This is a genomic window from Paenibacillus nasutitermitis (assembly GCF_014641075.1).
Taxonomy (GTDB): Bacteria; Bacillota; Bacilli; order Paenibacillales; family Paenibacillaceae; genus Paenibacillus_Z; species Paenibacillus_Z nasutitermitis.
Window position 1 is genome coordinate 42622 of record NZ_BMHP01000004.1, and the last position, 21511, is coordinate 64132.

General features: G+C 48.0%; 18 protein-coding genes. 11 read left to right on the forward strand and 7 right to left on the reverse strand.

Features of this window, described 5'->3' with window-relative positions; genetic code table 11:
- Positions 1-42 precede the first annotated feature (42 nt).
- The gene (locus IEY46_RS24800) at positions 43-1203 is read left to right on the forward strand and encodes a GNAT family N-acetyltransferase (RefSeq protein WP_188996254.1); all 1161 of its coding nucleotides are present in this window, start codon (positions 43-45) and stop codon (positions 1201-1203) included.
- Here the strand turns inward: IEY46_RS24800 and IEY46_RS24805 are convergent.
- A complete protein-coding gene (locus IEY46_RS24805; RefSeq protein ID WP_188996256.1) occupies positions 1200-3422 on the reverse strand; it encodes a helix-turn-helix domain-containing protein in 2223 nt (740 codons plus the stop codon). The two genes, IEY46_RS24800 and IEY46_RS24805, sit on opposite strands and share 4 nt — an antisense overlap.
- A gap of 176 nt (positions 3423-3598) precedes the next feature.
- Here IEY46_RS24805 and IEY46_RS24810 point away from each other — a divergent pair, with 176 nt between their 5' ends.
- The 3 genes from IEY46_RS24810 to IEY46_RS24820 are packed head-to-tail and all read left to right on the forward strand — an operon-like array spanning position 3599 to position 7017.
- A complete protein-coding gene (locus tag IEY46_RS24810; RefSeq protein WP_188996258.1) occupies positions 3599-4507 on the forward strand; it encodes an ABC transporter permease in 909 nt (302 codons plus the stop codon).
- A 15-nt stretch (positions 4508-4522) separates the two neighbouring features.
- On the forward strand, positions 4523-5389 hold the full coding sequence (locus tag IEY46_RS24815) for a carbohydrate ABC transporter permease (protein WP_229750530.1): 867 nt from the start codon (positions 4523-4525) through the stop codon (positions 5387-5389).
- Between the two features lie 56 nt (positions 5390-5445).
- Positions 5446-7017, forward strand: coding sequence for an extracellular solute-binding protein (locus IEY46_RS24820; protein WP_188996260.1), 1572 nt, complete (start codon positions 5446-5448; stop codon positions 7015-7017).
- A gap of 91 nt (positions 7018-7108) precedes the next feature.
- On the opposite strand, the gene IEY46_RS24825 is transcribed toward IEY46_RS24820, so the two are convergent.
- On the reverse strand, positions 7109-7528 hold the full coding sequence (locus tag IEY46_RS24825; protein ID WP_188996262.1) for a VOC family protein: 420 nt from the start codon (positions 7526-7528) through the stop codon (positions 7109-7111).
- 439 nt (positions 7529-7967) lie between these two features.
- Here IEY46_RS24825 and IEY46_RS24830 point away from each other — a divergent pair, with 439 nt between their 5' ends.
- Entirely contained in the window at positions 7968-10754 is a 2787-nt protein-coding gene (locus IEY46_RS24830; protein WP_229750531.1) for an S-layer homology domain-containing protein, read from the forward strand.
- 127 nt (positions 10755-10881) lie between these two features.
- Here the strand turns inward: IEY46_RS24830 and IEY46_RS24835 are convergent, their stop codons facing one another.
- Positions 10882-11730 (reverse strand): hypothetical protein, encoded by an 849-nt coding sequence (locus IEY46_RS24835; RefSeq protein ID WP_188996266.1) that lies wholly within the window; start codon positions 11728-11730, stop codon positions 10882-10884.
- Positions 11727-12260, reverse strand: a complete 534-nt coding sequence (locus tag IEY46_RS24840) for an RNA polymerase sigma factor (RefSeq protein WP_188996268.1) — start codon at positions 12258-12260, stop codon at positions 11727-11729. Before IEY46_RS24840 ends, IEY46_RS24835 begins: the two co-directional genes overlap by 4 nt.
- A 175-nt stretch (positions 12261-12435) precedes the next feature.
- Between IEY46_RS24840 and IEY46_RS24845 the strand changes: the two genes are divergently transcribed.
- On the forward strand, positions 12436-13023 hold the full coding sequence (locus tag IEY46_RS24845; RefSeq protein WP_188996270.1) for a guanylate kinase: 588 nt from the start codon (positions 12436-12438) through the stop codon (positions 13021-13023).
- Between the two features lie 251 nt (positions 13024-13274).
- Here the strand turns inward: IEY46_RS24845 and IEY46_RS24850 are convergent, their stop codons facing one another.
- Both IEY46_RS24850 and IEY46_RS24855 read right to left on the reverse strand, forming a co-directional pair.
- Positions 13275-14447 carry a GntR family transcriptional regulator gene (locus IEY46_RS24850; RefSeq protein ID WP_188996272.1) on the reverse strand — a complete coding sequence of 391 codons (1173 nt, stop codon included), beginning with the start codon at positions 14445-14447 and terminating at the stop codon, positions 13275-13277.
- A 334-nt stretch (positions 14448-14781) separates the two neighbouring features.
- Positions 14782-16770 carry a sugar-binding protein gene (locus IEY46_RS24855; protein ID WP_188996274.1) on the reverse strand — a complete coding sequence of 663 codons (1989 nt, stop codon included), beginning with the start codon at positions 16768-16770 and terminating at the stop codon, positions 14782-14784.
- A 568-nt stretch (positions 16771-17338) separates the two neighbouring features.
- Here IEY46_RS24855 and IEY46_RS36825 point away from each other — a divergent pair.
- The gene (locus IEY46_RS36825) at positions 17339-17461 is read left to right on the forward strand and encodes a hypothetical protein (protein ID WP_268239544.1); all 123 of its coding nucleotides are present in this window, start codon (positions 17339-17341) and stop codon (positions 17459-17461) included.
- 276 nt (positions 17462-17737) lie between these two features.
- Here the strand turns inward: IEY46_RS36825 and IEY46_RS24860 are convergent, their stop codons facing one another.
- Complete coding sequence (locus tag IEY46_RS24860) at positions 17738-18370, reverse strand: DUF998 domain-containing protein (protein ID WP_188996276.1); 633 nt, start codon at positions 18368-18370, stop codon at positions 17738-17740.
- A gap of 161 nt (positions 18371-18531) precedes the next feature.
- On the opposite strand from IEY46_RS24860, the gene IEY46_RS24865 reads away from it, so the two are divergent.
- The 4 genes from IEY46_RS24865 (at position 18532) to IEY46_RS36510 (ending at position 21337) form a co-directional block, all read left to right on the forward strand.
- The gene (locus IEY46_RS24865; RefSeq protein ID WP_188996278.1) at positions 18532-19218 is read left to right on the forward strand and encodes a response regulator transcription factor; all 687 of its coding nucleotides are present in this window, start codon (positions 18532-18534) and stop codon (positions 19216-19218) included.
- The gene (locus IEY46_RS24870; RefSeq protein ID WP_188996280.1) at positions 19215-20294 is read left to right on the forward strand and encodes a HAMP domain-containing sensor histidine kinase; all 1080 of its coding nucleotides are present in this window, start codon (positions 19215-19217) and stop codon (positions 20292-20294) included. Before IEY46_RS24865 ends, IEY46_RS24870 begins: the two co-directional genes overlap by 4 nt.
- A gap of 60 nt (positions 20295-20354) precedes the next feature.
- On the forward strand, positions 20355-20858 hold the full coding sequence (locus IEY46_RS24875) for an ATP-binding protein (RefSeq protein WP_188996282.1): 504 nt from the start codon (positions 20355-20357) through the stop codon (positions 20856-20858).
- Positions 20859-21034: 176 nt separating this feature from the next.
- Positions 21035-21337 (forward strand): hypothetical protein, encoded by a 303-nt coding sequence (locus IEY46_RS36510; protein WP_229750532.1) that lies wholly within the window; start codon positions 21035-21037, stop codon positions 21335-21337.
- Positions 21338-21511 lie beyond the last annotated feature (174 nt).

Consider the following 21511-nt stretch of genomic DNA (forward strand, 5'->3'; position numbering starts at 1 on the left):
TATATTGTTACCAGGTTGAACCAACGGAAAGGAGAAATGAATATGGAAAGTATCAGGCAGTTACATCAGGATGAGATGGCGGAAAGCCGCAAATTGATCAATTTCGCTTTTCAGCACGAAGAAATAGATAACAAGCCTCTCGTCCAAGCCCTGCCGGAACAAGTATGGGGATATTTTATGGATAAGGATCTGGCCTCCAATATCGTCATTCTCCCGGTAGAAACGTTTGTTCAGGGGAAGGGGCATAAAACCGGTCTGATAGCCGGAGTCGCTTCCTGGCCGGAATATCGTAACGGCGGTACGGTCGGCAAATTGATGGTTCACGGCATACAAGCCATGTATGAGAAGGGGTGCACCCTCTCGACGCTGGGGCCTTTCTCCTATCCTTTCTACCGGAAATACGGATGGGAAATGATGTACGATTACCGGAGGTACAAATTACGGGTAGACCGTGTCCCGGATTGGCAAGGGAGCGGGCAGGTCAGGCGGATTGAACCGGACATCTCCTTGCTTGATCCCGTGTATGAGCAGTATGCTTCCCGTTACAACGGTCCATTAAGGAGAGATGAGCGGCGCTGGACGTCTACCATTTTTGCACGCAAGAAAGGTTTAATTGCCCTATACACGAATGGCAGCGGCGAATCGACCGGGTACATCATCTACCAGATCAAGAGCCGGCTGCTTACCGTTCACGAGATGGTTTATCTGGATCGAGACAGCCAGAAGGGGCTGTGGGAATATATCAGAAAGCAGAACAGTATGTACGACTTTGTTCAGTTCACAGCCCCTTCAGATGACTGCTTCGCGTCCCTGATTGATAATCCAATCGGACTGGAAACAACGGTGGTTACTCACTTGATGGCAAGGATCGTAGATGTCGAGGGATTTCTGCGGAGCTACCGGTTCAGGGCTGGAGCATCGGCGGAATTCTCGCTTTTAGTCCATGACCGTTTCGCACCTTGGAACGATGGCGCATTTCTGCTGAAGATCGGAAGCGATGGCGCAGCTGTTATTGAACGCTCGGACGCCGTTAATAGGAAAGTTTCCTGTGACATTCAAACCTTAACCACGATGCTGCTCGGTTACCGGTCGCCTTCCTTTCTACACTGGGCAGAACGTTTGCAAGGCGATCCGGATACCATAAAGAAACTGGAAGAATTCATTCCAAAGCAGACAACGTATTATCTTGATTTCGGACATTAATCGGATTTGGCATGGGTTTGCCTGAATGCACTCGGGGTTGATCCCGCGTATTTCTTGAACATGCGGTTAAAGGAGTTCATGTTCTGGTAGCCCACTTTCAAGGCGACATCCTGAATCCTCATATTCGATTGCAGCAGGATTTCCTTTGCTTTCGTGATTCTGATCTCATTCAAATAATCAATGAAATTTTTGCCTGTTTTCTCTTTAAAGTAAGAGGATAAATAACCTCCGGTAATATTCATTTTGTCCGCAACGGTATCGAGTGAAATATCTTCCGCATAATTGTTCTCGATATATTCATAGACGAAGCTCGTGATTACATCACGCGCTTCTTTCTTTTGTCTGATCAAGCGGGCTGAATGGGATAGAAGCTGTTCGAGAAGCTGTGTGAGCTGATCCAGATTATGACAATCAGCCAGCCGATTGGACAATTGATCCGCGGCATAGTCAGGCCCAGGGTCCAGGTTCTTTTCAGTCAAGGCCCGGAACACCTTCCTGGACAACAGTTCGGCTATTTGATAGAAGTCAGAAGCGCTTGCGTCTTTCTTCTGCATCATGGCGAGTACCTTGTGAGTAAAGCGGATGAGCTCCAGCTCATTGCCGGATTGCATATAGATCTCGAATTCTCTCTCCAGGTTCAGATTAAGGCTATACGCGGGCGTCCGGTCTTCTTCCTCCCCTATGATTTGGGTTTCGTCCATTAGTTTTCGCTGCTGGATGCGTTTAATGACCTGCTCGTATGCCGAAGTGAACTCTGATGAATGTTGATGGACGGTGCTGACTGCAATCGTCAAATAGCAAAGGTCCCGGTCCAGATCGAATACTTTCTTCAATTGCTCCAAAATTTCCAACAATTGCGCATCGCCATCGTCGGCGAAAATCAGGGTCAGAATTTGATTGTTTTCAATTTGAAAAGCACTGGAATCCGCGTATTTTTCTAACAGGGCACGATTAATATATTCTCTGATGAAATTTATGGCCCGATCGCTATCGGCGCTGAATTCATCATAAAAACGATGCTTAAAGGTGAGCTGGAAAAGGATAAACAGGAAAGGCCTATTGCCTGTCAAAGGGTCCTTTAACTCATGAAAGTTACGATTGATCTTCTTTAGTTCATTCGAATACGCATAATATTTCAGCAACGAATTCTTATTGGCCAGAACCGTATGAATATCCTGAAATTCCTTGATCCGGCTGCGGACGGGATTTCGCGTGTTGAACTGTTGAAACGAACGAATGATTTGTTTGACCGGACTATGAATCTGCATGCTAAACAATATGGAAGCGATTAAACTGATCGCGACAGCAGCAATAAACAACGAGATAAGGGTGTAATTTAAGCGGGTGACTTGTGATGATATATTTTGGACAGGAATGATATTGACGTAGGTGAGTCCTGTGAAGCTCCCTGTTTTATAGAAATAATAAGAATCCCCATGCTTCTTGTAACTTGCGCTCCCATCCAGCTCAGACGCAGGATCGGGCAGTATTTTCCCGTCTGTCATGTTCGAGGAAAATAGAGCGGTTCCTTGATGGTCGAGGATATAAAAGTTGTCATTGATCGAACGATGATAGGCGTGAATCAGCTTGTCCGCATCAATAAAAGCGGTGATATAGAAATTTTGAATGAACTTGTTTTTAACAATAATGGGAAACAGCTTGCCTCTCGGGGATGAAGCGTTCTTGAAGATGATTTCTTTAAAATCGACAGCAGGATATATATGAAAGGCATCGTTATCTTTGAATTGATTCTTCCAGAAATCATAGGGATAAGCATCGCTTTGATAAAATTTGGAGAACATCGTTTCCGCTCTCGTGCTTCCGCTTTTGTCCAATATAAATGAGCTGTCTTTAAAGTAAAGGACAAGATTGTCTATATACAGGAGAGGGTTGGATACGACATTCTGCACATCCCGGGTCATTTGACGGGAAGGATAATAATTCATGTTCTTATTATTTAATAACAACCCCACTTGATCGTTCATATACAACCCCAGGACAAGATTATTCAACAACTGGAAATGCTTCTCGAAGCCTTCGGTCGTGTTCTTCAAATTGGACGTATTATACTGGATGATCTCATCCTGTATGTTATTGCGGAAAAAAGCAAACGAATAGAAGTTGAAGGAAACAAGCAGCCCGATAATAATCAGGAAGCTGATTAACAGTCGAATAAATAAAGAATCCGTTTTCAATTTAAGCTGCAGCACCTTTTGCATAAGTGAATCCCCCGGTATGTCACATTTTCGAATTCCTTCACTAATCTTCATTTATGCCCCGATTGATGAAGAAATCATAAAAGCGACAATGTAATTCTCTAATTTTATCTAATAATATAATACCATCCGCTAAATGCAAGGGGCACCCGCGAATTTCTAAGGACAGGAGAATGTGAATGGCTGAAACGCTATTGAGAAGATTTAACCAAAGTAAATATTTGCTGCTGTTGTTCCTGCCTTGTCTGATTTACTACATTTTATTCCGGTATCTGCCGATGTTCGGGGTCATCATCTCGTTCAAAGATTACAACTTGTTTAAAGGGGTATTCGACAGCCCATGGGTTGGTTTTAAATATTATGAGATGTTCTTCCACAGTCATGATTTCTTCAAACTAATGCGCAATACGCTTCTTCTCGGATTATATAAGCTCTTATTTGGATTTCCTGCGCCGATCCTATTGGCTCTTATCTTAAATGAAGTCAGACATCTGTTCTTCAAAAAGTTCGTACAGACAATCAGCTATCTACCTCATTTTATTTCCAATGTAGTCGTTGTAAGTATGGTTCTGATGTTTCTGTCGCCTTCTGGCGGGATTGTCAATCAGGTGATTGAAACACTCGGGATGGACCCCGTTAATTTTATGTCGAGACCGGAATTTTTCCGCGCCATATACGTGGCTTCAGAAATTTGGCAGCATACGGGATGGGAGACCATCTTATATTTGGCCGCCCTTTCGTCGATTGACCCGAGACTGTATGAAGCAGCGGGAATGGATGGGGCCAGCCGGTGGAAGCAAACGTTTCATATCACATTGCCGGGTATTACGCCCGTTATCGTCATTTTGTTTATCCTGAATATTGGAAGTGTGCTCGATATCAGCTTCGAAAAGGTGTTCCTGATGTATAACCCTGCTATTTACGAGACATCGGATATTCTCAGCACCTTTGTATATCGGACGGGTCTGGGACAGGGCAATTTCAGCTATGCGGCGGCTATCGATGTATTCACGGGGATCATCGGTCTGATCTTTATTTATTCTGCCAATTATATTAGCCGTAAGGCTGGAGAGACCAGCGTATGGTAGGGGGGAGTGAATCCGGTGAAAGCTAGATTTAGCTTGGGCAAAGTCGTGATGGTTTTAATTCTGCTTGGTGTAGTGGTTGCAACCTTATATCCCTTTGTTTATATGATTGCCGTTTCACTAAGCAAGGATATTTATGTGCTTTCAGGTCAAATCAGTTTATGGCCGAAAGGCATAAACTTCAAAGTCTATCGTCTTGTGCTGGAGGATCCGCGAATTTCAACCGGGTATCTGAACACTGTGATTTATGCCGTAGCGGGAACGGCTCTTTCGCTTATGGTCACATCCGCTGGCGCTTATGCGATATCCAAAAAAGAAATGCTTTTCCATCGGACATTCACGATGCTCATCGTGTTCACCCTATTTTTCGGCGGGGGTATGATCCCCACTTTCCTGGTGGTCAAAAGTCTCGGGCTGGTCGATACGAGATGGGCGATGATTTTGCCGACTGCGGTAGTCTCCTGGTATTTGATTATTATGCGGACGTTCTTTTCAAGCTTTCCGAAGGAACTGGAGGAATCCGCGAAGCTTGATGGATTGAATGATATCGGTATCTTCTTCCGTCTTGTCATCCCGCTCTCCAAATCTGTGCTGGCGACAATCGGTCTATTCTATGCCGTCGGGATATGGAACAACTTCTATTCCGCGCTGCTGTACCTGCGGGATGCGGATTTGTTTCCGCTGCAGGTTGTGCTCAGGAATATCGTTTTAGCCGGGCAAATCACTTCTGTTCAAGTCACTTCCATTGGGCAGGATGCGCTTATCGTGGACGAATCTTTGAAATATGCGACCATTATCATTTCTACGGTTCCCATTCTTTTGGTCTACCCGTTCTTGCAAAAGTATTTTGTTCAAGGCGCAATGATCGGGTCGGTCAAGGGTTAATATAGGATTTAAGGGAAGGCGAGAGGGAAAATACAAAAGGGAAAAGGAGAATTGGAATGAAGAAGTTATTCGTTATTATTTCGTTCGTACTCGCGATGGGATTGTTTGCAGGCTGTTCGAGCTCCAATAATGAAGGTTCGGCGGGGGAAAACACAAAAAAAGGTGAAAATGCGTCATCATCAGGAGAAGCAGCGGAACCGGCTGCGGGAGAAGCTGCACCAAAGGAATCCACGATATCGTTTCTTAATTATTCGCTTCCAAGCTGGCCGTATAACAAAGATTGGCTCGTATGGAAGCTGCTCAAGGAAAAAACAGGGGTCACGCTGGATGTTCAGGTTCCGTCCGGCGAATTAAGCGATGCGTTAAATCTTACCGTTGCCTCCGGAAATCTGCCTGATATGATGTTGACGCTGGACGGAGAACTCGCGAAGAAATTTGGGGACCAGGGAGCTTTGGCCAATATTTTTGATTATGTGGATAAAGATATGCCGAATTTTAAAAAGTTTATGGAAGCGTATCCGACCCTTATACAGAATACCATGTCTGCGGACGGAAAGTTGTATATGTTCCCCAGTGAAGGACTCGGTGTAACCAATGCCATGATGTATTTGTACCGGAAAGACATCTTTGATCAGAACCAGCTGAGCGAGCCGAAAACTTGGGATGAACTGCACACGGTTCTCAAGAAATTAAAAGAGAAATATCCTGAAAGCTATCCGCTTTCCTTCCGCAATGGTTTGGATAAAATTCTGAATATAGCACCGTCATTTGAAACGGGCAGTAAATATTATTATGATTTTGAGAAAAAAGAATGGCGGTATGCTCCCGTTGAGGATAATTACAAGAAAATCGTTGAATACCTGCATACATTTTTGAAGGAAGGATTAATCCCTCCCGATTTCCTGTCGATTGATACGAAGCAGTGGCAAGATATCATCTCCACGAACCGGGCGTTTGTCACCATCGACTTTATTGGAAGAATTGATTTCTTTAACAAGCCTATGCGTCAGGAGAATCCGGACTTCAACCTTACTTTCATGCCTCCTCCTGCCGGTTGGGAGAATGGTAAAGCTCTTAATGCAAATACGCAATTTGACCAGTCGGGGATTATGGTGTCTTCCACCTCGAAGCAAATCGATAATGTGATGACATACATCGATTATCTCTATTCTGAAGAGGGCAGAGATATTGTCAGCTGGGGAGAAGAGGGAAATTCGTACAAAGTAAATGGCGATGGCAAAAAAGAGTTTACCGGAGGCTATGCCGACCTTACCGATCTGCAGAAAAAAACGGGAATTGCAACTTACGGAGCAAACCTTTGGTATGACTCCGATACGATTATTGCTTTGGCTTCGGATGAGCTGAAATATGCATATGAACAAGCGCCGAAATATGTGGATAAGCAGCAGCCGAGACCTGCCTTTACGCCTGAGGAGGTTTTGGTTCTGACAACGAAGGGTCAGGAAATTGACAAGTTTCGCGAGGAGAATGTCGCCAAGTTCGTACTTGGAACCAAAAGTCTTGATACATGGAGCCAGTATGCGAGCGACCTGCAAAAACTCGGTGTAGATGAAATTCTGAATATTTACAAAACAGCATATGAACGGGGATTAAAGTCGGCAAAGTGAGAAATAAGGACAGAAGGGCAGCCGGAAACATGAATTCATGTTTCCGGCTGCCCTTCTTTTTGTGCCATATAGAGTCAAGAAAGCGGAGTGGTTAAGCCTGCTGCGTGGTATCGGCTACCGGTTCGGTAGTGATCATCCACGATATGCCGTATTTGTCTTCAAGCTGGCCGAACAAGGCTCCCCAGAAAGCCGGCGTTAGTGGATGCGTCACCTTGCCGCCTTCCGACAGATTGGCGAAAGCTTCGCGTGCTTCGGATTCCGTCGCAAACTCGAGAGACTGATGAACCGCGTTTCCGTGCCGGAGCTGGTCATAATCAGAATCGGAGATATAGAAATTCACCCCCGCTGCTTTAAAGCTCATGTTGATCACTTTGTCCTTCAGCTCTTCAGGGGCATCGGGGAGCTCGCCGTAGGTCGTAATGGAGTTTATTTTCCCGCCAAGCGACTGGATATAGAACTCAGCCTGAGCTCTCGCATCCTCCGACATGAAATAGGTTGTATGTTTAGCCATTTTGCAGCATCCTTTCATCCTTTGGTTTAGAGTTTATCCTTTGTTCAGCGTAACATGCCACAGATTCCGGTATTTCTTATGGATTGCTATATTTCAGGCCGGAAGCGAACCCTTATTCTCACACGCTTGAGGCGGATGGGGCAGCTGCTGAGCAGCCTGTTTGTAGCGAATAATTTCTTGCGATTTATCATTTATATATGGTATGTGGGTCGTTTGACATAAAAAAACTAGTCTATTCGACACGGTATTCTAAAATTCACTTAAAAATGGCAGGAAATGTGTTGAGAATTATCTCATACATGGTAATATTAACCTGATCTAATAGGCCTATAAATTTACCAGTTATTGTAAAGGAGTGATTATTGGATTCGAGTCGGGTGGGCAGGTAAGTCATCTTTGATGTACAACAAACCAGATGGATTAAAGGGAGAGAACGAATGTGGGCTTAAGACTGTTACATAAGAAAGTATCTTCATTATTAGTATTTGCAATGATCGTATCGATTCTTTCTTCGCATTATGTATTTGCGGCCAAGGAACCAGGCGTTTCCTTAAACGACATAAGCAAGTCCTATGCCAAAGATGAGATTACGGAATTAGTAAACAAGGGGATCATCTCCGGGTTCGGCGATGGAACCTTCAAGCCTGCTGAATCCGTTACCCGGGCGCAGCTGGCGAAAATTCTGGTGCTTTCCATGAATTTGGAGCAGGACGCAGCAGAGGCTGCCGCGTTCAAGGATGTATCGGCAGGCAAGTGGTTTGCCGGTTATGTGGGCGCGTTGGTGAAAGCGGGTATTACCCAGGGCACCTCCTCCACGACCTTTTCCCCGGACAAAACCGTTTCCCGAGAGGAACTGGCTGTGTTTTTCATTCGTGCTTTCGGTTGGGAAACAGATGCCAAATCCTTGAAGCTGGATGAGAGCCTTTCGGATATGGCTAAGGTATCAGCCTGGGCCAAACCGGCGGTATCCTTTGCATACCAGTTGGGATTCATTAAAGGCGTCGCCAGTAAGGAGGGTTCGTTCCGCTTTAATCCTGCGGGTATAGCTGACCGCCAGGCTTTGGCGCGTCTGGCCTACGAATTTATTGTCCATAAAGAGACTTATGCGGCGAAGGCGCTGCTTCTGTTGCCGGACAACGCCGGAGATGAAGAGACAGAAGAGCCCAAAGTCAAAGACGATCCGGGATTCAATGGCGGACCGATTGGCAGCACCGACGGTGATAAAGGCGAGGGCAACACCGGCGGCAATAACGGCAATGGTAATGGCAATGGTGGAAACGGCGGCGGAGAAACTCCCGTATCGAATACCATCACGGCTCCAGGAGAATATTCACTTGGCGATGTGACCGGCAATGTCACGATCAGCTCTCGCGATGTGGTCTTGAAGAACACGACCATTAATGGAAATCTTTCGCTTCTTGGTGGTATCGGCGATGGCGATGTAACGCTTGATCATGTTACCGTAACAGGCGAAACCAAAGTGTTCGGGGGCGGCGCCAACAGCATTCACGTGGCGGACTCGATTCTGGCCACGGTGATCGTCAACAAAGCGGATGGAAGCATCCGGCTTGTGCTGGAGAACGGAACGAATGTGGAGCAAATTCAGCTTCAATCCGGTGCGATTCTCGAAACAACGGGTTCTGTGGGCCGCATCGGTCCCGTAGACATCACTGAATCCGTACCGCAAAATGCGGCGATTACGTTTAACGGATCGTTTGATTCGGTCATGGTCCGTGCAGAGCAGGTTGCGGTTACGCTTGCTTCCGGCTCATCTATCGGGGATCTGAACGTATTCGCGCGGGCTTTGAACGCGTCTTTCCATCTGGCTGAAGGATCGACCGTATCGCGTTTAATCGCGGATGCGATTGTTACTTTTGCCGGACAGGGGACCATCCAGTCCGCACAAGTCAATGTGGAAGGCGTAGATTTCAGCGGATTAGCCGGAAAGCCTGTCATTGTTGCAGACCCTACGGTTATCAGCACCACGTACACGCCGCAGGAATTTACTCTGTCTGCAGTAGGGGCAACCTACCAAATCGTCTTTACAGGCATTAAAAGCGATGGAAGCAGAGATCTGACTTCCTTTGCGGCATGGAGCAGCAGCGATCTCTCTGTTGCACAGGTAGTCTACGGGAATGTCACTGCTGTCGGCGATGGCATGACGTATATCAATGCCAATTACGGTGACTTCCAAATTCAAGTGCCGGTAACGGTTTCCGTCTATAAACCAGGCGAGTCCTATCCGACCATTGGAAGCATTCGTGTGACGAACGGCGCAATTGATGTTGCGTTCAACGGGGATGTAACCGATGAGACATTGTCTGATTTCACAGTCAGCGCTACAGTGAATGGTGCTGCTTATGAACTGGCGAACCTGCAATACAGTGAAGGAAGGTTCACGTTTGATCCGGTTGACAGCTATGGTTCCACTCTGTATGTTACGGTAGAAGCCAATGCGGACAAAACCAAATTCGCAGGCAGCCAGAGCGGTTCGATCAGGCTGACGGGCTTCGGCGGACATATCAAGAATGTTTCCGGCAGTCCGGTAGCGGGACTGAAGATTACGTTCCGCAAGGGCTTTAACACCACTCAAGGCGACATCGCGGGCGAAGCGACGACGGATGCCAGAGGCAATTATTTCATTTATTTGCCGCCTGGGATCTATACGGGCGAGCTTGGCGGTGAAGGAACCGATTATATTACGACTTATTTAATCGCGGTATCTGCTGCAAATGTGAAAAATGAGGCGGAGAACCAAACCGCCATCGGAATTCCGAACGCGCTCGAGACAAGAATTGTTCTGACGTGGGGAAATGATCCGCGGGATTTGGATTCCCATCTTCTGGGGCCGAAATTTGACGGCGGGAAATTCCATACCTGGTATGCAGGCAAGAGCTATATGCATGAAGGGGAATTGATTGTCGATCTGGATCTGGATGATACCACCTCCTATGGACCGGAAACGACCACGATCCGCAAGGACGTCAACGGAACCTATACGTTCTATGTGCATCATTACTCCGGCCTGAGCACCCTGAGAATGTCCGGTGCCCGAATCGAAGTATACAGAGGCGCTGTAACGGAACCTACACAGGTATATACCGTACCGGAAGGCGCCGGGAATGAAATTTACTGGGTTGTGTTTGACATGACAATAGCGGAGAACGGCGAAGTTCAGTTCCGCGAGATCAATCAGTTGACCAGTACTGATCCGCTTTACAATTGATGAAGAACCAGTTCTATAGGTGAAAAAGCGTGTTATCCTAAGGGCTGACCCCTGTCTCACAAACAGAGGTTCGTCCCATGGGGGATAACACGCTTTTTTTTGCATATAAACGAAAGACTGGCATTCGCTAGGAGCCACCGGTTGGCTGCCCGGTCTGGTCCCGGATTTGGACAAAAGATCTGGCAGTCAGATCAAGCGTGAAAATCCGGTCCTGCGGTCCTTCCGCCGTCTCGCCCCCAGGCCCCTCGGTGGAAGGGAGAACAAGCCTGCCGTCATCGACACCCGGCGCTTGGTCCGGAGCATAGTAGGAGGTGTCGCTCTGCGTTCCGTCTGTGCTGAAGGTGAGCGGAAAAGCTTCCCCGCCGTCCTTGGCAACGGCATAGGCATAGAAGCTGATCCCGTGGCAGTCCCTATACTGTGGGATCAGCAGGAACACATCGGCTTCGGGAAACTGCAGCCGTGTCAAAGCTGCCGTTCCGGCGGAAGGCTGAATGAAATTCAGATCCGCAAGGGCGGCAATTGTGTTTTGTTTGCCGTGTGTTTCATAAACCACACGATAATTGCCCTTGAAGCTGATATCCGTTTCCAGCCCGTAGCAGCTGGGGGCTCCCAGCACGTCCTGCGTTTCTTCCCCGTCGGGGACAATCAAGAGCCGCCCATTATCCGCAGCGCCCTCCGCCCGGATGACCGGCTGAAGCTGCTGCTGCCCGTCCTGTCCACCGCCGCTCCCGATGGCGGATGAGTCAGTGGGGGAAGTGATGGGGCTTTTGTCCAGGAAAGAAATCCAAAGGCCTACAACGAGCAGCACGACAGCCGCAGCGGACAGCATATAGACAGGCATCCGCCGTTTTCCGGATGATATTTCATGACGCTTCTTAATCCGCTGCCGGACCTGCTGCCGCATACCGGCGTCGAAAGGCTCTCCCTCAAAGGGGCCATTGCGGCCGCGTTCATACCACTGCGGTTTGCTGCTCACAAGCGCACCTCCTTAAGCTTCTGCTCGACCTTGCCGCGGGCGCGGTGAAGCCTGGACTTTACGGTTCCCGCGGCTACTTTCAGCAGCTGTGCCATTTCATCCATGGATAAACCATAATGCATGTCCAATGTCAGCACCTCCCGGTATTTTTGCGGAAGGTCCATAATCACCTTCCAGATGTCATCGACGACCTGCTTGTCGAGACTTTCCTGCTCTGCTGATGGCATGGTTTTCCCGGAGGGTACATAGGCCAACAATTTTACCTTGCGCAGAAAAGCCGAGCGTTTGGAGCGGAAGGCCGTATTCCGCGTTATCGTAAGCAGCCAGGTTTTCAGAGTGGACTGACCCCGAAAGGTGTGGATGCTGTAATAGGCTTTAATAAATACCTCCTGGGCAATATCCTTGGCCAGCTCTCTGTCTTTGGTGAGGAAATAAGCGTAATTCCATATATCGTTTCCATATCGGTCCATCATGTCCTCCAGCATGGCGCTGTCCATGGAGAGAACATGTTTCCAATGATCGTGTTCCACCGCATTCACCCCACTAAATAGGACTCACCCCTGCAGCCAATAGTTCCACGAATATGCAAAATAACATTGAAATCGTCTGAGAAAGTGGACAATTCTCACTTTTTGCTTTAGAGATGAAGGATTTTCCCGGGTTTCGCTGAATATAGGTAATAAGAGGAAGAAGGAGGTAATGAGAATGGCAGATTCCCGTGATCGCGAATTTATATTTGTCTTTACTGGTCCGGACGGGTCGGGACGCAAAACAATAGCAGACAGCGTAGGTTCCACTCTGGGGCTGACCAAGGTGCTGTCGTACGCGACACGCAAGCCCAGACCCGGGGAAGTGAACGGTCAGGATTACCATTTCATTACTCCTGAGCTGTATGAAGAGCTGGATGCAAGCGGTGATTTTATTGAAAGCGTGACCATCAATTCAAATCAATACGGAATCCGGGACAACGACATCCGCCGCAGCTTCCGGAATAACGGCTGCATCTACCTGATTGTGAACGCGGAGGGCGCGGATATGCTGAAGCAGATCTACGGGACTCAGGTGGTCCGGCTGTTCATCTATGCCGACCGGGGGACCGTTGAAGAGCGCCAGCGTCAGGAGGGAATCAGCGGGGATGTCATCGAGGAGCGGCTAAGCCGTTACGAGACGGACATGGCGGCACATGCCAGATGCGAGCATGCGTTTGAGAACTATGATCTGGCGCATACGGTATTCGAAATCACCAATACGCTGGAGCAGTATTTGCAGCGTAACCTGGAGGAACGGGATTAAGAAACGTTTCATAGTGGAAGAGCAGGTACAAGCGGGCTCCTTAGGGTGCTCGTTGTTTTTGTTTCGGGATGATCCCGCATCTTTTTGGACTTTTGCAAAAAGGCCTCTTCTCCAGGCTGACCCTATTAATGAGTAAATATAAACCGGCTGCAAACAGCGTGCAGCCGGTTTTGATTTTTTCGGGATAAACAGGCGAGTATGGTTCCAACACCTTTTCAAGCTTGCAGAACCAGTTCGTCCAACCCACCAACTCACCGGTCGATTCCCTGTTGGTGCAATTCCAGAGAACCGGTCGATTTCCCGGGCACCAGCTTCGGCGGTACGATGATTTTCCGGTAGCCTTGAGCGCGATCCCCTTTTTGCAGCAGCTCGATCAGCACACGCGCGGCTTCGGTGCCTATTTGCTGTTCGGACTGCGCTATGTGGGTAAAAGAATCCAAGTCATCGCCGAATCGGGGGAAAGGGTTGTCGTAAGTCACGATGGAAATATCCTCAGGGATACGCAAGCCGATATGTTTGGCGATGCGGGTAATGTGTACGCCGAGCATAGCGTGCATAGCAAGGTAGGCTGTGGCGCTCCGGGCTTTGATATATCTGTATAGCGGATGATCTTGGTTGATTTCTTCCGCTGCGTCCACTTCGATGTCCGTTAGCATCAAAGCCGGATTGATCATCACTCCCCGATTCTTCAATTCTTCCATGTAGCCATCAATGCGGTCATTCACGGTAACGGTAGGCAGCTGCGTATTGCTGCATATGGCAATATCCCGGTGTCCCAGTTCCCATAAATAAGAAACGGCCTCCCGCGCACTCGACTTGTTGTCGGATCCGATATAATGCGTTTCCACCCCCGGCAAATAACGGTCGACCAGTACGAACGGAAATCGTTTGACTTTCAACGTCAACAGCTCGTCGTTATATATTTCCTGATCTCCCGTGAAAATGAGTAAGCCCGCTACGCCTTTGGAGATCAGTTCACGAATCGCTTTTTGCTCCTCTTCCCTGGAATTGTAAGTGACCATGATAACAAAGGAATATCCATTCTTTTTTAACACCTGCTCTATGCCGCGAAGCAAACGAATGGCAAAGAAGCTGTCGATATGCGGGATAATCAGACCGATCAACGATTGATTTCTCACCGACTCGAGGGGGGAGACCGGATCGTGTTGGCCCGGGACGTCGTCATGCAGAACCGGAACGGTTTCGGCAACGAAGCTACCGCGTCCCGGAATCCGGTGGATCCACCCTTCCTCTGCCAAGAGAGAAAGGGCTTTCGCAACCGTAATCCGGCTTACGTTAAATTGCTTCATCAACTCTTTTTCCGTCGGAATTCGATCGTTCGGCAGCAGCTCTTTCGAAATGATTTTTTGCTTAAAATATTCTTGTATCGTCAAATACAACGGCATTCTCATCTCTTTTGACATCGTATCTCACCTGAATTCGACTTTTTAATTATCATATCAAATATAGCATTTAAGTCAAGTCTGCATGCTCAATTAGTTGTACCTGGCTTGGCTGGGCGCGCGACGCAAAAAAACGCCCTCTTCGGCAGAAGAAGGCGAATTTGTTATCAGCGATCTATTGAAAGTCCGTTTGATCGCTTTTGTAACGTCTTATTTTTCAAAACGGACCCGCGATTCCAGTGACTGGAACTGCTTCTCTCTATCAGATTCTACAGCTTGTAGTGCTTTGGGCAGGAAGAAGCATTGTTATTCAGTGCAAACGGCCGACATTCGCCGTTCGGATTAAATATCGCCACTATTCCAATATCATGGAAGCCCAATGCTGTTGCCCATCCCCGTTGCCTACCCACATGATTTGACCCCAGTCGTTCGGATCGTCCCGATCTGTCGCGAGTAACGAAAAGCCCGCCTTGAAACCGGAAAGTGCCGACGGTGTCGTTTTGAGCAAACTCCATGGAATGGCGACCTCGAGCGTGTAGGAATTGGCTGCTAGCTTGGATCCCATCTTGATTTCTTCCGTCGCGTACTCGACTTTGCCCGAGTCCCTTCCTTCGCGTACGAACGCGTGAGGTTTAGAGTCCGGCCCGCTTGGCGTAAAGAACAGGGCGAAATCGCCGTTTTTGTAATCCGCCCCCGACTGCTCGCCGGAAAGATTGAGGAACATCATCGTTGCGTCCGACAAAAACATAAGCCCACCCGTTTCCGTAAACTGCAACACGTCGTCGCTCGTCCTCTCGTCAAGCAAGTACAAATAGTCGTCGTCCCATTTCACCCTGTATTTTGCGGTCAGATCTGCGGCATCGTCTACCGCGCCCCATACTTGGCCGAATGCTTTAACATCCGCAGAGTCGGTGGACACCGTTATTTCGCCTGCGTTATCCCATTCGCCTGCGCTTTTGACCCCGTCCGTTGTGACAGGCGTAGCCGCTTTATGCGACACGTAGGTTGGTCTTTCTTGCGGATTTCCCGGACCTTCCGGCGGAAGCTGGTTGTCCTTGACGATAGCGGATTCTCCGGAAGCCTGGTTCAGAATACCAAGACCGGGTTTGTCCGACAAATCGTTGCCCGTCACGATAAAATGATTCAGAACTTTGTTCGAGCCGTCGTACAAACCAATGCCGGACCGGTCGGTTGGAGAAAAAATCCGGTTGCCCTGAATCGTGACATTCTCGCCGCCGCGCACTTCGAGACTGTCCGCCTCCACGCCGCTCGTAACGTTGTCTTCGAAAATATTGTTCGAAATAATAACGTCGTTCCCTTGGCTCAAGACGCCGGCAGACTTCTGATGCCCGATCCGGTTGCCCAGTATCGTCACTTTGCTGGCTTTCGGATCGATAAGAACGCCACCGCGCTTGACGCCCTCCGAATCGCCGGCGCCGAGCCAGGAGTTGGCCAGCGTAAACCGCTGCGTCAATCCGGTAATGTAAATTTGCTGTTGTTTGGCGTTTTCGAGTATGGAATTTGTGATGTAGCGCGCAAACCCGGTGCCCGTGCTGACGACACCGTAATCGAAGGGACCACCGTTGACGACGGTCACATTATCGAGACTGAGCGCGTTCGAGTTGTCTTCCATCGACACCCCGACATGGGTCGGCTCAAGGAACGTGTTTGTCATTTTGTGATCGGCTCCCGACCAATAAACGACGTTCGCGCCAGGAAACGCGCTCGACCCGCGAACGCTGCCAGCCAACATTACGCGAGAATTCACGATGTTCGTGAATTGGTTGGGGATGCCTACGGCTCCTTTGACGCCGACTGCGATGCCGTAGCCGGCATTGTAGACGGTGACGCCATCAATGTCCGTAAACCGGGCACGTTCGACGAAGATGCCGTAGGAAGGATGATTTTCGAAATCCGGGTTCGGTGCGACGGCGCGGTCGATCGTCAAATTGACGACTTTATTGAACGTCGTCTTGTCTAAAACCGTCGGATTGCCGATTTTGACGACGGCCCCCGTATCTTTGGCCTGAACGAGCACGGAAGCTTTGCCGATCCCTTTCAGAATGACGTTGCTTCCCGTTACCGTCAGCGCTGAAGTGATCTTGTATTTGCCTTTCGGGAAATACACAACTCCCCCGCCGGAGCGTTGCGCGTCGTCGATCGCTTTTTGAATGTTCTTCGTATCGTCGGCTGTGCCGTTGCCCTTCGCCTTATAATCCGCTTTTACATCAAAAAGCGAATCGTCTTTTTGTCCGGCGAAAGCGGTTGCAACAGACGTACAGAGAAATAAGACAAACACCATTATGCCAATGGACACTTTTCGAATATGCTTGGATTTTTTCATTATTACCTACTCCTCGCCAATAATTGATAGATTCGTAAAGGGATTCGATCCTTGTTTATTGCAAGTTGTCGGATGTGACGAAAGTCGTCCCGGTAAAGCGTCATGAAGACCGGTTCCCTCTTGATGATTTCGATACCGAACGCTCCGAAGCATTGTTTTTCAATTTCACGTCGCATTTGATGTAGTCGCCTGATATGAACTTACAAGCATCGTTGGATCGGAGATGCGCAAGTAGTTGTAGTTGCAAAAAAACGAACAAGGTAAAGCGCTTACAAAAAAGTGATTGCAACTATCCGCAAATCTTTCTGCTCATATAATTCCTCCTTGTATTGGAATGTATTGTAACTCTTTTCCAACAATAACATATTGATTATATCATTACAATCATTTAGTGCATTTTATGATCTGCAAATGAAATTCCTTAAATTAATACAGGTACATAGCCATAAACTTTATCCTGAATCCGTGAAATGAAAAACTGAAAATGATAGAAATCGCACGTCTGAGGGAGTGAAATAGAGCAAAGTAATGATTTTCTCTATTGGCGCATTCACCCTGGAGGTGCAGCATGAAGCCTGTTCGCTTTAATCTGGATGAGTCCTTGGAAACGTTGACGGCCCATTCGGGCTTCGCACTCATCGGCCTACTCCTTTCCCATACACGTATAGCCAAAACGTCTGATTCGCTATAACCTGCCGGGCACCGATCGCCCGAGCGCGACGCACCCCGATGTGCTTTATGCGTACTTGGGATTGCTTTGTCAGAGCAAGAGCGAGTTCGATCAAATCGAGCCCTAATGGTTGGGCTATAGCCAATGGATTTCACGAAATATCCCGATATTATGAGCGCAATGATCATACCAATCGAGAACAGGAATTCATATAAAGTAAACATCGTGTAGATATCCGTAAAATTCAACATAAGTGGAAGTCCCTCCAAAATATTGGGCTTATGAGTTAATGATTAGTCATCTTCCTGTTTGTCGTAATCCTATGGAAGACATGATGATCCAACAAAGACAACTCAGGATATACAAGCGTTCTGTCAATCCGAAATAAAGCGGAGCTCCGTCCGATAGGAAAATGGATGATATAGATATCATGATCAATATGAGCGAAATGACAGTTAGGCTCGTGATGGGTATGATCCACTTCTTGACCGGGCTCCATCGCGAGTCTTTCGCAAGTACAGGCGCAAGAAATACGGAAGCTAGCATCAGGGAAATAAAGGACAGGTTGGCCGCTGTGAAATGAATCATCCCGCTCGTCGAAGGAGGCTGATTCCAGCTTCCCGGGGGATCTGTCGGATAAATGGCTGCAACTATCAAGGAGAGGCCCCAAATCGCAACGAACAATCCCCCCGCTTTAGCAAAACCGCCCCGCAGCGTGTGCCACATACCGATTGCAAGTGCGAGGGATCCAGCCCCTAGTCCAATAAGACTTGCCGGAAGCATCCAGCCTTGCTGACCGTAGACATAATAGCTCATCGCATCATATAGTATGGAAATTTCAGGCTGCATTGAGTGCAGCGCCAACATCAATACGGTAAAAATGATGACGCCGGCAAAGCTGATGTATCCATAAAGACTCATTCTTGTCATGTGGAATTCCTCCAAGTCATTATTTGGTTCTTACATCATTGTACAGATCAGATGTTTAGAACTTGTGGAGGAATCCTGTTTTTTGCATGGAACTTACCAAGAAACGCCAAATCGAGTGCTATAATACCATCAATAGACATGACATAAGGAAGGAACATAACATGAAAACGAAGGTTCTTATCGTTGAGGATGAGAAGCAAATGCTTGACTCGATGAAGCAGTATTTGGAGCAGGAAGGAATCCAGGTCCAGACTGCCATGGACGGTCTTGAAGCGATGCATATCGCTCAGACAGCTAATCCCGATGTCGTTGTGCTCGACTGGATGCTGCCGGGAAAAAGCGGAATAGAGGTATGCCGCGAATTGAGGCAGACCGTCAATTGTGGGATTATCATGGTCACGGCCAAATCCGAGGAAAGCGATAAAATCATCGGTCTGGAGCTCGGAGCCGACGATTATATGACGAAGCCGTTCAGTTTACGGGAGTTGACATCCCGCATTCACGCTGTTTTGCGCAGGGTTCAAACGAAGCATGATGAGAATGACGTCATGCAACGAGGGAATCTAATCATCGATCAGGCGAGATATCTGGTTACCCGAGAAGGGGAAATCATCACGCTTACTCCTACGGAGTTTAAGCTTTTAATCGCTCTTGCATCGCGACCTGGCGTGGTCTACAGTCGGTTGCAGCTGATGCGAGCGGCGATGGGCGAGGAATTGATCAATTATGAGAGAACGTTGGATTCGCATATTAGCAAGCTGAGGAAGAAACTGGAGCCTGACCCTGGCAACCCACAATACATACAAACGGTTTACGGGTTCGGTTATCGATTCGGTGATGCTTTATGACGGTCCGGTTTAAAATATTCAGCGGGATGGCTCTGCTGGTGATTCTGGTTAGTACGGCTTATATCGGAACGACTCAGGGGTATCTGGGGAGCCTGTTTGGCAGGTATTTTACAGAAGGTGTACCGAGGGATATTAATCCGGGGCAAATTGCGGGTTTCAAAGACTATGTCATGGATCAAATGGAGGTGAAAGCAGTCAATGTCACCCTGTTCACAGCCGGGCTAGCTCTTGTTATCTGCTATTGGCTATCCGGGCTGATGACAAGGCCGCTAGAAAGGCTGATTTCCGTGATGGAAAAAGTGGCGGATGAACAACTGGACACGGAAATCCCCATTCAACGAATGGACGAGTATGGTCAGGTAAGCAGTGCTTTCAACAAGATGACACGTCAGCTGCGCAAGACCAAAAACAGTCGCAAACGGCTGGTTGAGGATGTGGCGCATGAGCTTCGGACCCCGTTATCGATTGTATTAACCAAGCTCGAGCTGGTCCAGCAGAATACAACACCCGTTAACCCTGAGGCGCTGCTACCGCTCCACGATGAAGTGCTGCGCTTGATCCATTTGGTCGATGAGCTGCGTTTTCTAACATCGGCTGAGGCGGGAGAACTGCATTTACAAACGAAAAAAAGCGATCTGACAAGCCTGCTCACGGACTTGGTTGAACTTATCCAGCCTGAGGCCGAGGCTCACGGAATTCATTTATTCGGTCCGGACCGTGAGGCGGGAGTTGACGTAAACATTGATGTAAAGCGAATCAAGCAAGTCTTCTTGAATTTGGTAGGCAATTCCCTCCGCTATACACCTGCTGGAGGTGATATTTCCATTCGCATTTCCCCATCGGAGGATCCGGCATTTGTAGTCGTTATCGTCAAGGATACCGGACCGGGTATTCCGGAAAAAGAGATTCCGCATTTGTTCGATCGGTTCTACAAGGTCGATAAGTCGGAACGAAGCGGGGGCGTTGGACTTGGCCTTGCAATCACAAGGCAAATTGTAATCTTACATGGTGGATCAATCGAAGTGAAGAACAGCGCCGATGGAGGGGCGGAGTTTGCTGTACAGCTTCCATGTTGAGTCACAATCAGTATGGTAAGCCAATATTTTGTGCTTATCCAGTTGAATGGAGGGTCTGCTGTGGGCATTAGGAATTATCTGATTGAAGGCGTTTCCGGCACCGGCAAAACTACGGTCTGCAACGAATTGCAGCGACGCGGCTACCATGCCATTAATGGTGACCGTGAATTGGCTTATCAAGGCGATCCGGAAACCGGTACCCCGAGGGATGGCTTTAAACACGAACACCATATTTGGCATGTAGATAAAGTGAAAGCTTTGGTCGCCAATCAAGATGAGGCGGTAACATTTTTCTGCGGTGGTTCGCGGAATTTTCCCGAATTCATTGATCTCTTCGACAGCGTGTTTGTCCTTGAGGTCGACCTGGAAACCTGTCTCCGGCGGATTGATGAGCGAGTGGCGCTGGACCCAACTGACTGGGGTGGCAGAATAGAAGAACGGGAAATCATTCGGCGCTTGCACCAAACAAAAGTAGGCATTCCGAAAAACGGGATTATAATCGACGCCACCGCACCGATCGAGCACGTCGTTGACGAGATCGTCCATGGTCATTCTGCCATATGATCGGCTGCCGTTTCCATTGAATTAACTGGCAGTTATGCGTAACCCCCTAATTCGCCTGTACCTTAAATTGGAACTTTTACTTTTAAAACGCCAAAGTATGTGGTGCTTTAGAGAGGTGTAGAGATTTATGGATTCAATTGCCGGCTGGAAGAGGAGATATCAAAACAAGGAACGGTATGAGCGAGGGTGCTGAATTTGAAGTGAGTCTGACTATGCAGGACAAACTGCGAAAGCGAGAATCGGAATTCCTTGGATTCACGATCCGCGCGAATAAAAAGGGAAAGAAGCGAGTAGCCCACACAGGCATTAAAGCAAATAAGAAGCAGAAAATCAAGACTGAAGCCAAAAAACGCATTCAAAAAATAAAGGCCCCACCAACTGCTCTAGATGCAACTCTCTTCAACAGGTTTGTTTTGGGGATTCATAACTATTTCAATCGAGCAACACATGTTAGTGTGGCGTTCTCACGTCTTGCCTAAGATCTCCAAGCCTGTACAATCGTCTTAAACAGGTCGGGAAATATGAACATCCTGCTAACCCTCCGCCAACATACAGCAAATTTTACAGCATGGGTTACAGAACGTTCCGAATTGCAGATATATATTTATTCCCTCTGGCTAATGTGAAAACAAAGAACAGCATGGGCTTCAGCC